This window comes from Chromatiaceae bacterium (assembly GCA_024235395.1).
GTDB lineage: Bacteria > Pseudomonadota > Gammaproteobacteria > Chromatiales > Chromatiaceae > Thiosocius.
Genome location: JACKMK010000003.1, coordinates 405,106 through 417,187 on the forward strand (window position 1 = coordinate 405,106; position 12,082 = coordinate 417,187).

The following is a 12,082-nucleotide window of genomic DNA, read 5'->3' on the forward strand; positions in this document are numbered from 1 at the left end:
CCCTCTCAGGCCCGTCGCGGGGCCGACAGCATCAGACTGTCGGGGCCGTCGATTGCTCGTGCCACGACGGAGAAGGGTGCCTCTTGCGGCAGGTCGGCGCCTAATGGATCAGCCTGCAGCAGTGCGCCGAAATCGAGCCCCGTTTGCTCGGCAATCAAAGCGATGCGCACTTGGTAAGTCTTGTAACTACCATAGACGAAAGCGCTTTCGACTAGGCCGCGGATCATCGGCCCGTGTGACAGTACATAGCCGGTGGCCGACAGCTGTCCGGTGCCGACATCCACCATCGCTACAACTTTCCAGAACTCTTCTGGAATCCGAACATCTGCTGTGTCTACGCCCTGCTTCAGGCGCTTGTCGGTGTCTCGGAACACTGGCCCAGTCAGTACACTCACGCGGAAGTCGCGAGTCTCAGCGGCCTCAAGTACATAGTCCTCGAGACCCAACCAGTCCTTCTGGTTTAGATCCTCGTGTTGGGGAACGCAGTTGGTGTAATGGAATGTGTCGATCTCGGCCGCCTGTGCATTTGGCCCCCAGCCGGGGTCGCGGCGACGGACCATATGGCCGCGGTCGAACGGATTGCTCGCGTACAGCGCATTGCCAATCTGGTGTGCCTCGTCTAGGCGGCCGTCGAACCTCCATTTTCCCTTGCGCTTGAGCCTAACGGTTTGTGCGCCATCGATGTTCACTGCCGTCACCAATGGGAGCCGCCTGGACATAGATTGGACGACCGAGAAGTTATGGTAACGCAATACCTTGTCGGCAGTGCCTTCGACCTCGGCAATGTCGTCCGCCCAAGTCCCGAACTCAGGTAACGGGACGCTGAGCGCGTTAGTGCCGAGGAAGTCGGGATCGTAACCGTTGCGTTCTCTCAGCGATTCCATCGCGGTAACGGGAGTTTCGATGGACTTCGAGGAAACTGGGACATGGCTTATCACTTGCCGACGCGCCGACTCGATCACATCGGCCGTCACCGCGTAGTTGTTCTCCATGAACCGCCCAGCGAAGTGCAGGCCTTGCCAGCGCCCATCCGACAGCGAGATCAGCGGCGAGCCGGAGTTTCCGCCGAGCGACGAATAGTCCGCCATCAGCGTGATACCATCGCTGCTGCGATCGGTCACGAAGCCCGGCGCGAATCGCTTGACCCGGTACTGGCCGCGGAAAACCTCATCCATCAGCGCACGGTCGTTACGGTCGCCGTCCTCAGCCGGATAGCCGATAACGGCTACCGGGTCGCCAATAGCCAACTTGGAATTCCCGCCTAGCAACTCGAGTTTCGGCGCATCCTGCAGCGGCGCGACGCGCAGCAGAGCGAAGTCGGGCTCATCGTCGCGGGCGATGTACAGCACCCGCGTAACCTCCGCGCGTAAATGCGCTTCGTCGCCGAGGAAGTGACGGTAATCCAACCGCGCCTCGATCTCGGCGCCGAAGCGGCCCTTGCGAAAGCGATAACCCGAGCGTAGTCGCTCGGCGAATTCGACGGCGACGTGGCGGTTGGTAACCACCAGCGCGTCGTCGATCAGAAAGCCAGTGCCGGCATAGGGCAGAGAAAAATGGTTTATCAGATCGACGCGGCCGACCCCCTTACACGCCTTCGCCAGTACGTTCTCGTTGCCTCTGATCGCCATCAGGAGATTGGGGTCGGCTTCAATGGCGTCGGCGAGGTCAATGCCGCCTTCAAGCACAAAGAAGGCCGGTCGCAATGCGGCTAACACGATGGCCTCCGCCAAGCCGCCGCGCCCGACGGCCTCCAGGCTCACGTCCCCACCGGCAGTTGTGGCGGGGGATTCCGCCATAGACTCGAGCATTTCGGCTGGCGCCGGGGGGGCGCTCTTACCTGGTGAAGTTTTCCACCGTTCTAGAATACGGGCGGCTCTGCTCTCAAGGTCGCCGGTATTTTTGCGAACCTGATCGAGTTGGTTGCGGTACATCGCGTGCCCTCCTTGTAGAGAAACGTCGGTCCAATCGCTGTTGCGACATTTGTTGACTGAAGTCTGGGTAAGCGGAGGCTCCTCAACCGACACCGCTATCCAGCGACTACAGCATGAATCTAAAACCGGCAATGAACGAGTGCTGCATTACCGGTCAACAGCGGAGACTGCGATGACCACTCGTTCTTCTTGCGCGCGATCGCCTTCGAAGCGCAGCTCATAGAACCCGGGTTCGAGCACCACCTCTATACTCAGGGCCAGGGCCGGTATCGCCGGTCCCTGGTAGCTGATCGGTATCCGCACGCTGGTGTCGCCGGCGACGTCCTCCTCGGTTCGCACTTCGAACACGAGGTGGCCCGTGAGGTGTGTGAACGGCACCTCGGAGGACAGTACCGCTTCGATTGCCATTCCTTGCTCGAAAATCTGCCGCTGCAGCGACACCGCGAGCTTTGACGCCGCGTCACGCGGGGCTTCCTCGGGGATTCCGGCATCCACACCAAACAGACGAAAAAAGACACGTTTGAATGGATCACCGCGAAAAACGCTGACGTGTTCGTTTATCACCACTTGTTTCTGCACTGCGTGTGGCAGCGCGCTCCACATCGGTACGGTGCCGTCGCCGGCATCGGGCGTGGTGACCATATGCGCAGTGCGGCCATCCACGTTGACGCGCGTCACGGTCTTGTGGCCGGCACCACAGAAATAGAAATAGCGCACATGGTCCGGCGTTGAGCCACTGCCAAGCGCGTCGTGAACAGCACGTGCCCTTGTCACCAGATGCGGCGACATGCCGAGAGACTCCGCCACTGCTTCGTCGTAGAAATCGAGTGTTGTCAGCTTCGTACCGACTGCAACGTTCCAACACGCCGCCTCACCCGGCGCGGGCAATAGTTGGTAACCCGAAGGAAAAGCAGGGTTCGCCGCCAGCTGCCTAAAATCTGCTCCACTGATGCCAAATGCGCTGTCGAGGCCCAGCACCCGCGCCAAAGCCAGAGGTGCGCCGTTGTGCGGCGTGGCGAGTGCGAAAAAGGCGACGATCCTCTCGAACCATGGTCGGTTCCGGAAATTTGGGGTTTCGAGGAGCAAACGCGAGATCAATCCACCCATCGAGTGGGCAACGATCATGATCCTGTCCGCCGAAATGCCATCGAGTCGATCCGCTAGTCCGTCGGCCAGGTCAAACAGGTCCAGTCGCCAGTCGTAGGGGTGTTCCAAAAGAACTTTATCCCCCCCGGTTTTATATCCGAGTTGAGCGAGCAGCGACTGCAAGGGCCGATAGAAATCCACGCAAGCGACACGCGAGATTAACTGGGTTGGGCGTGCTGATACATCCTGCAGCTTGGAGATACGGCGATACCCAAAAAGCGTTTCGCGAACTTTGGGTGGCCAGACAATTTCGCCGTCAGGCAGTACCAGTTCTGTTCCCATGATTCCCGGAACGAGCACAACGACGGAATTCACGTCCGACACCCCTTCCTATAAAAAGTAACGCGATTGGTCAAATATTAGAACTGGCAAGCCCCGACTATCGTAGACACCCGGCAGCGTTAAACTAACGCAAACCAAAAGGTGTGGAAATGAGCGGGAAACGTTACCCGGAAGAATTCAAGATTGAGGCGGTGAAGCAGGTCACCGAGCGCGGCTACAAGGTCAGCGAAGTGGCGCAGCGTCTCGGGGTAACCAGTAAGAGCCTGGGCGACTGGATCAAGCGCTACGGTGACCAGGGCAGCCAGCATCAGACGATCAGCGCTCAGCAGGAGGAGTTGCGGCGATTGAAGGCTGAGCTGAGGCGGGTGACAGAGGAGCGCGACATCCTAAAGGAGGCCGCCGCGTACTTCGCCAGCGAGTCAAAGCGAGGTACGCGTTCATAAAGTCCCGGCTCAGCAAATACTCGGTGGCAACGATGTGCCGCGTCCTGGAGGTTCAGCGCAGCGGCTTCTACGCCTGGTTGAAGCAGCCCAAGAGCCGACGTGAACGTGAAGACGAGGGCCTGCTTGGCAAGATCAAGCAATTCTGGATTGAAAGTGGCTTTGCCTACGGCTACCGCAATATTGCCAAAGACCTACGCGACACGGGCGAGTCCTGTGGCAAGAATCGGGTACATCGGATTATGCGAACCGCTGGTATTCGCTCGCAGCGTGGCTACAAGCGTCATCCGGGCTTCAAAGGCGGCAACGCTAGCCATGTTGCGCCGAACACGCTGGATCGGCAGTTTGAGATCGACGAGCCGAACAAGGCCTGGGTCACGGATTTCACCTATGTCCGCACCCATGAGGGCTGGTTGTACGTGACCGTCGTCCTCGACCTGTTTTCACGCCAGGTCATCGGCTGGAGCATGAAGAACAATCCACGGGCGGATCTGGTCATCGACGCCTTGCTGATGGCTGTTTGGCGCCGTCAACCGAAGCAGCGGGTGCTGATTCATTCGGATCAGGGCATCCAATACACCTGCAGCGATTGGCGCAAATTTCTCGACGACCACAACCTGGAAGCCAGCATGAGTCGACGGGGCAACTGTCACGACAATGCCGTGGCCGAGAGCTTCTTCTCGCTGCTGAAGACCGAGCGCATCAAACGGAAGATCTACAAGACCCGGAACGAAGCACGCGCGGAGATCTTCAATTACATCGAGTTTTTCTACAACCCGAATCGCCGGCATGGCAACAACGATGGGCTGTCGCCCGTCGCCTATGAGCAACGGTATTTTGAGAAGCTGTCAGTTGTCTAGAAAACTCGGGGCTTGCCACTGACGCCATACAGCCGACACATCAGCATGAGCGGGTAGGCTCTGCGGTTCTACTCTATGAACTCGATGTCTCCGAATCGCGACTTGAACAGAGTGGGTGGCCTTCTTTGGCAGGTCATTCTCCATCTTCAGCGGCTTGTGCTCCCGCCGTTACCCCGAAATTGAGTAGCACGGGCATTTAGAGTCCAATCCCGTGACGAAGGAGATTGGACGTGAAGAAGCGGTATAGCGAAGAGCAGATCATCGGTTTTCTGAAGGAGGCAGACGCCGGGGTCCCGGTCAAGGAGCTATGCCGGCGGCATGGCTTCTCGGAGGCCAGTTACTACCTCTGGCGTAGCAAGTTCGGTGGCATGGAGGTGTCGGACGCGAAGCACCTCAAGGCGTTGGAGTCGGAGAATGCGCGGCTGAAGAAGCTGCTCGCCGAAGCCATGCTCGAGAACGAAGTGACGAAAGAAGTCCTGCGAAAAAAGTGGTGACCGCACCGGCCCGTCGGGAAGTGGTGCGGCTCATGAAGCTGCGTGGGATGAGCGAGCGGCACGCGTTGCGGGTCGTTGGCATGAGCGCCTCGGCATTGCGCTACGTGCCCAGGCCGGACAGCAACGCCGAGCTGCGCCAGCAGATCGTGGGCATGGCGCAGCGGTATCGCCGGTATGGCGCCCCGATGATCTATCTCAAGCTGCGCCAGGCGGGGCATCGGGTCAATCACAAGCGCGTAGAGCGGCTGTACGCGCAAGAGAAACTGCAGGTTCGCCGACGTCGGCGCAAGAAGATCCCCGCTGGGGATCGTCAGCCGCTGATCCGACCTGGTGCGGCCAATGAAGTCTGGTCGATGGATTTCGTCTTCGACCGAATCGCCTCAGGTCGGGCGCTCAAGTGCCTGGCAATCGTCGACGATGCCACGCACGAGGCGGTGGCCGTGGTCCCTGAGCACGCGATTGGCGGTGACCATCTGGTGCGATTGCTGGACGAGGTCTGCGCGCTCCGCGGCAGGCCATCGATGATCCGGACCGACAACGGCAAGGAGTTCACCGGCCGGGCCATGTTGACCTGGGCGCATCGTCACGACATCGCCCTGCGGTTGATCGAGCCGGGCAAGCCCAACCAGAACGCTTACATCGAATCCTTCAACGGTCGGTTACGCGACGAATGCCTGAACGAGCATTGGTTCGTCAGCCTCAACCATGCCCGGGTGGTAATCCGTGCATGGGTTCGTGAGTACAACGAGGAAAGACCAAAGAAGACACTTGGCGGGCTGACGCCCGCAGAACATGCCAAGCAGCTTGCTGCAAAGGCGGCTACATTTGACCCTGGACTCTAAACCAAACCGCTACTCAACAAGGGGTAACGTCGCTCCTACTCGATCTCCTTGAGTCGCTTCAGCTCTGCTTCAAGCTTCAGTTAATATCCGGCAATCGCTTCTTGGCCACGATGCGCCCCTCGCGTGCCTCCTTGCGCCATCGTGACAGCATGAAAGCGCGGGTCGCCAACGCCTCGGCGACATCCTTAATCCACAAGTGCGGCCGTGCGCCCGACGCCACCGCCGCTGCCTTGAATTCCCCGCTGTGGTACTGCTGCGTTCGTTTGGGACCTGCTTCGGAAACTCTCACCTCCATCGTCATTAGATTGTGGTGGCTACCCTTTTTCTGGAAACGATTCGACGTTCGTTGGAGCGTGTTGTTAAGTATTAGTGGCCTTCCGCTCGTTGTAGAAGCTTCGTAAGCTGCTCTTCACGTTCTGCTGTAGCGCGCTGAATTGTTTGGTTTACCAAACTGGATACAAATGTCTCCACAGACTGTGCTGAAGGTTGCTGCGCAATTTTTTCCAGCTCCGCTTTTCCGGATTCAGACTCCAAAACACCCCTTACATAGCCAAGCGTGAACTTTCCAAAAACAATCTCATCCGCCTTGCTTGATGCGTCTTTGTAGAGGAGTAACCGCCTCTCAGTTGCGGCCACTTGCCACCGGAGCGACTCTTCCTTTAATTGCTCTCGTTCCGCCTGAAGGTCAGCAATCAGCTTTTGATTCTTTTCATCAACTGTCGATACGTAGCTTATCAGCGCAACAAGAATAGTGGCTGCAATGGTGATGTAGGGAGGAGACTTCCAGAAAGGTCGTTTCAGGTGGAGCACCTCTTCCCTGAGTTTTTCCAGCTCAAGCTCTTCACGCATCATTTGAAACCTCAAGTGCAAGCTAAACCGTCGCGATCATCGGAACGACAGAAACTGTGTCGACTCCCCGCTACTGAGATAAGCCTAAGCTGGCACTTTCCAGCCTCTGCCGGTACTCATTGGGCGGCAGGTTACCTAGGCGTTCTCGTGAAGCCTCAGCCCGTCTTCTCGGTCGCCTCCATACCGCCGTACTTCTTCTTCCACTGGTAGTACGTCGCCGAGCTGATGCCGTGCTTACGGCACAGCTCCTCGACCCTCAGCCCCGCATCCGCCTCCTTTAGCATGGCTACGATCTGAGTCTCGGTGAATCGCGATTTCTTCATGGTCGTCTCCTGAGGTCATGGTCTCTGAAAACTCCAGTCCTAACTGTCTCAGATTAGGGGAAGTCGACAAAATGCCCGATGCGGTCTCCCCGAGCGCAGCAGGCGGGACGAGAAAAAGCGAAAGACCCAAAGCGCCTCCCGCGAATAAGCGGCTTTGCGACACGTGGCCATCCTCCTTTCGGCGTAACGTGGCTGCTTCGAGTTAACGCACAAGGCAACCGGCCTTCATGGCGGTAGCAACAACCCCAGTCGAGCGGAATTATCGCATCAGGCCCAAACCGGATGCGATCGGTTCAATTGGGCTGCAATGTGCCGACTAGGTCGCCGGTCACAACCAAGGCGAAATCCTGTCCGCCGGTACTCAGCAGATTGGAGGCCGCAATCTGAATCAGGTAGTCACCAGCCACCGGCTGTGGAATCCGCACTAGTTCGACATTGTTGTCCGGATCGGGCATGCGCAAGCCCATCGGCAGATTGGCGTTCCCCACCCATTTCTCACCGGTCGCCAGACACTGGACCTGCATATTGAGATTGTTCTGCAAGGCCCTCGAGGGCAGGTCCGTCCAAGCTAGACACAGGCTCAATGGCAGCTCTGTCCCGGCCGACACAATGAAACGGAAACGTTGCCCGGTATAGCTGAAAAGCAGGCTGCCCGATGTCCAGTCGTCCGCGAATACGAGCCGCAGGTCGGGCCGCTCGGGATTCGGTATCGCACTGAGCATGTCGACCGCGCCGAACCCCTGATGGAAATTTGGTTGATCACTGAAATCCGCCTTTGCATCTAGCCCGCCCAGCCAGCGACAGCTGTTGATCAAAGTGGCTTTGAGCAAGGCGGCGGAAGGCTGGTGCCCTTCATCCATGAAATACTGCCGCGCTAACGCAGCACAACCGGACACGATGGGCGCGGACATGCTGGTTCCACCGTTGTACGCATACCTTCCCTTATGGCCCGGCACCGCACCCCAGAAATGGCTCAGCGGTGCAGTCGAAGATTTGGTCGATATGATATCGGTACCCGGTGCAACGAGATCGGGCTTAATGCGGCGATCATCGCAAGGCCCGCGACTGCTGAATGCCGCTAGCGAGTTCGGATCGCCGGAGATGTACTCATTGGCAATCGGCGGGTCGGGATACTGCCCCGGCCAGTATTGCGACCATGTGTGTTGTGAATAACCACCGTTGGTTCGATCACTTCTACTGGCACCGACAGTGAGCGCATTCTTTGCAGTCGCCGGAGAACCAATGGTCAGCCAGTCAACGTAACCCAGCTGCGCATGCCCCGGCGCGTTTGGCGTACCGGAGCCCACCCCTTCGTTTCCCGCCGAGATTACGATCAACATGTCGCGATGGCCTGCGACAAATTCGTCCACTTCATATGAGCTGGATCTGTAATACGACTTGGTCGCCGAGCCCCAGCTGTTGTTGTGGATACGCGCCCCCTGGTTGTAGGCGTCATCGAAAAGATCATTGAGATCCAGGGGCAGCCCTCCCAGCCCACCATCGGCGTCGAGCAACGACTGGAAGTAGAGCTGTGCTTCCGGTGCCATTCCCGTGTAGGCCCCCCCAGAAGCGGAACCATCGCCCAACACAGAGCCGGCAACGTGGGTCCCGTGCCCGTTGGGATCGCTGGAATCGCCGTTACGCCCCATCGCGGATACGCCGGCGATGCGTCCTTGGAAATCCGGATGAAGATCATCCAGCCCGGTATCTGCGACAGCCACGATCTGGCCCTTTCCCGTCTGCGTCAATCCCGGTGCGCCCATGCCCTTGTCCACGCCAGTCAGTTCCCGGGCCCTGTCGTTGGTGAGTTGAGGCGGGACAAATTGGTCGACCGTTTGAACCTCCGGCAGCGCGCCCAGCTCGTCGATCAACGAGTCCTGTTCCAGTGCGTAAAGCCGGATCTTTCGGTTGCTGTACCCGGCTATAGTCAACCCCCTTTGCCTGATCCAGGCCAGTACGGCATCCATATCCATTTCACGTTGCAGTCGTACATCCCACGTCAGCATCTGTTGCTGCTCACCACGCACGGCGCCGGGCGGACCGGAGCGCGAACGAGGACCCGCAGGTCGGCGCACACCCGATTGCTCCGGGATTCTCACGCTCACCACAAAAGGCAGGCCCCGCAGTACCGAGACCTGTTTCGGATCGAGGCGGACGGAATAGGTATTAGGCGCCAGGGCCTCGTGAATCTCGAGCCCCACACTTTTGAGCCGCTCCCGCCAGGACTCCAGAAGCGGGCCTCTCAATCGGACCTCGTAATAGTTGGCAACCGAGGTGACGAACTCCGGGCCGGATAAGTCGGCCGAAGGGGGCGATCGCCGGCCTGTCTTGGCCTCGATTAGTTGCTCGACGCGCGGCACCTGGCTCATCCCCAACTCCTGCACCACTAGACCTTCGTTCCGCAGCGCCTCAATTCGCCCCTCCTCGATACGTCCCATCACGAAGGAGTCGGTGGCTTCGGCATCGTCCAGCATCATGTTGGCCGCCAACAACTCTCGCTCGTGCATGTAAAAAGCAATCACATCCTTCATCGCCATGATCAGGTGCTCCCCAATTCGCAGGTGTCGCAACACTTAATCCGTCGCAACACCATGGACTTCCAAGTGGAACTCGACTGCCCGACCACGGGATGAAGTAACGACTTCATCCCGCATCGTCAGGTCACTGACAGAAACCGCTGCTGGACGGATCCGCAGTGCCCAGTTCCACGAACGACGTGTAGGGCTGCGACTGAGAGGCAGCTAGTGCGGCCAGGTTGGCCTTACGCTGTGCGACATTGGCAGCGCTGGATTTGTTCAACAAGTCGGTAGAGCTGGTCTTTTCCGCGGCGCAATATTCACGGATCTTCACTTCAGCGGCCGCAAGATCGTTGATGTAGGTGCTCATCAACTCGGTTGAAGCCTTCGACGCCTCCAGTTCCGCCTCTGCCCGCTTGCTGTCAAGCAATTTCTGCTCCGCGTAAGCCTTTAGATCCTCTTCGGCGCCCTGGAACACCTCGGCGAGGAAAAGCAGGACCTTGCGCGCCTTCCTGGTCTCCGTCAGAGTCACCGAAATGGTTCTTGGCAGGTATTGTTTCGCGACAGGCTGGGTCCTACTTGGTCCGGGAGTCGCCGCCTGCTGCTTGTTGGTCGCCTCCTGGGCTACCGGGGTAAAGGTCCCGAACCAGGGGGTGGTACGCTCCATGAATCCGAAGCTCGACCGTTCCCCCGGCGAGTCGATGGGACTTCTCTCGCCTGCAATCGGGTAATAGCGATAACCCGTTTCCATATCACCCAGCACCAATGCGCCGCCAACCGCGGACTCACCATCCGCGCTCTGGCCAGGTGCGAATGCGACTGTTTTCACCACGATGCCGCGGGTGACCGACCCCGTGCCGGGCATCTTGTCTTCGATCATGCGTCGGTACTCGAAAAAGCTGGGAATCAGCCTCAACGAGGATTTGTCACCCGATGGCCTGACCACCAACTCCAGTACGAAATCAGGATTGGAAAGAAAAAAACCGTCTTTCGGGTTGTCTTCTCTAGCTAACTTCACCGTGCGTGGCGCAGTCCGCCCGCCCTGGGGGACCGACCATGCCTTATTCTCGTCGCTGGTCCATTCGCCCTTGGCGAGGACGAGACACTTCGGCGGCTGACCCGGTTCGAATTCGCCAACAAGGCGCCCGACAACCGAGTCCGAATCCTCTTCACCAGCCGCCTTCAGCGCCGAGCCGACGCGAGTCAGGGCGCCTTTGATCACGCCTCCGACTAACGCCGTCAGGAGACCGGATTCCCTCCGTTCATCTTTGTAAAAAATACATTCGTCGACAGCGATTGCATGCGTTTCCCCGGCCACCCCGGTTGAAGTCTTGTTTCCTAATGTCGAACAGCCGGCCAACGCGATCGCTGCGCCCAAAATCAATATTTTGTTCATTGCTCTCCGTTTCACGAACATGTCGTCTATTGTTTGCTTTTTATCCAATCAAGAACCGAATCATTCATCACGACGCCACCGTTGAGCTGAGGATGAGTACCGCCCTTGCCCGTGGTATGCATCGCCACAACCCTGAGTGGATCCTGCTGCCAGATTGGCGCACCACTCTGTCCATCTTCTGCGTCAACGTCGTGAAACAGGATATCGCCCAAGTCTTCCTTCAGCTCCCCCTGCGCCTCAGCCATGTTCAACCCATCCCATGGCCGATCAAGCGGATACCCTGCAACATGCAGCCTGTTGTCACCAATGGAAATCTGCCCGACATCCAATACAGATAACTCCGGCAACGCCGAGGCGAGACGAATCACACCGACATCAAAAGCACTCGAACCGTGTTGCACGTACTCCGGATGTATCTCAAACCCGGTCTCCTCGAACTCGGACACCGCTCGCCCGGCGCTGTCATCGTAGGCAAACCAACCTTTGATCGTATGCGCGCCCTCGAGCACATGCCCGGCGGTTACTACAAGGCTCCTCGCAACCAACCAGCCGGTGCCAATCCGGATTGCGCGCCCCCCTCTTGCGGCCATGGGGTGTAGCAGGCAAATTGCAAGGTAGGGAGTGACGGCCAGGTTTGCCGGCTTAGTTCTCGAGTCTTGTGGACCGATGACATCGCTCGGTCCGAATTGTGGGGCCGATTCCAGAGGGCTACTCATGTAGTTTGTCTTTCCTTGTCAAACAATGCGAGGTGGGTTGCTTAGCTTCGCAGCTGGGGATCCACCACCAAGAGGTCAGGCCCGCCAATGGCGACAAAGGGAATACCCACCGCAAATTATGTGTCGCACGAACATCAGTTCGCAGGTGGAATTTTCGCCGAAATACCGAAGCAATCCGGCAGAACATTGCTAATGGTCTACGATTGTAGGCTGCCCACCGCGAAACTTTAAACCTAGATATTGTGGATCTGCCTTCTTTCTGCTCCTTCGCACCAATTCCATTTTCT

General features: G+C 58.3%; 9 protein-coding genes and 1 pseudogene. 2 read left to right on the forward strand and 8 right to left on the reverse strand.

The genetic code is table 11. From position 1 onward, the window contains the following. Positions 1-5: 5 nt before the first annotated feature. A complete protein-coding gene (locus H6955_15205; protein MCP5314904.1) occupies positions 6-1,931 on the reverse strand; it encodes a DNA/RNA non-specific endonuclease in 1,926 nt (641 codons plus the stop codon). Between the two features lie 147 nt (positions 1,932-2,078). Further along, positions 2,079-3,392 carry a hypothetical protein gene (locus tag H6955_15210; GenBank protein ID MCP5314905.1) on the reverse strand — a complete coding sequence of 438 codons (1,314 nt, stop codon included), beginning with the start codon at positions 3,390-3,392 and terminating at the stop codon, positions 2,079-2,081. A gap of 116 nt (positions 3,393-3,508) precedes the next feature. On the opposite strand from H6955_15210, the gene H6955_15215 reads away from it, so the two are divergent. Both H6955_15215 and H6955_15220 read left to right on the forward strand, forming a co-directional pair. Further along, positions 3,509-4,659 (forward strand): IS3 family transposase gene (locus H6955_15215; GenBank protein MCP5314906.1). Its coding sequence is split into 2 segments (ribosomal slippage): positions 3,509-3,746 and positions 3,746-4,659, totalling 1,152 coding nucleotides; the frame shifts between segments, so codons are not numbered across the junction. Positions 4,660-4,889: 230 nt separating this feature from the next. Continuing rightward, positions 4,890-5,995, forward strand: a protein-coding gene (locus H6955_15220; protein ID MCP5314907.1) for an IS3 family transposase whose coding sequence is annotated in 2 segments (ribosomal slippage) — positions 4,890-5,148 and positions 5,148-5,995 — 1,107 coding nt in all. Because the reading frame shifts where the segments join, the coding sequence is not laid out codon by codon here. A 76-nt stretch (positions 5,996-6,071) separates the two neighbouring features. Here H6955_15220 and H6955_15225 read toward each other — a convergent pair. The 6 genes and pseudogenes from H6955_15225 to H6955_15250 form a co-directional block, all read right to left on the reverse strand. Then, positions 6,072-6,296 carry a transposase gene (locus H6955_15225; GenBank protein ID MCP5314908.1) on the reverse strand — a complete coding sequence of 75 codons (225 nt, stop codon included), beginning with the start codon at positions 6,294-6,296 and terminating at the stop codon, positions 6,072-6,074. A gap of 65 nt (positions 6,297-6,361) precedes the next feature. Next, entirely contained in the window at positions 6,362-6,847 is a 486-nt protein-coding gene (locus H6955_15230) for a hypothetical protein (protein ID MCP5314909.1), read from the reverse strand. A gap of 170 nt (positions 6,848-7,017) precedes the next feature. Beyond that, positions 7,018-7,167: pseudogene (locus tag H6955_15235) on the reverse strand (transposase). A gap of 293 nt (positions 7,168-7,460) precedes the next feature. After that, the gene (locus H6955_15240; GenBank protein ID MCP5314910.1) at positions 7,461-9,704 is read right to left on the reverse strand and encodes a S8 family serine peptidase; all 2,244 of its coding nucleotides are present in this window, start codon (positions 9,702-9,704) and stop codon (positions 7,461-7,463) included. Positions 9,705-9,828: 124 nt separating this feature from the next. After that, positions 9,829-11,079, reverse strand: a complete 1,251-nt coding sequence (locus H6955_15245) for a hypothetical protein (protein ID MCP5314911.1) — start codon at positions 11,077-11,079, stop codon at positions 9,829-9,831. Between the two features lie 26 nt (positions 11,080-11,105). Further along, positions 11,106-11,795, reverse strand: a complete 690-nt coding sequence (locus tag H6955_15250; GenBank protein MCP5314912.1) for a trypsin-like peptidase domain-containing protein — start codon at positions 11,793-11,795, stop codon at positions 11,106-11,108. Positions 11,796-12,082: the final 287 nt, after the last annotated feature.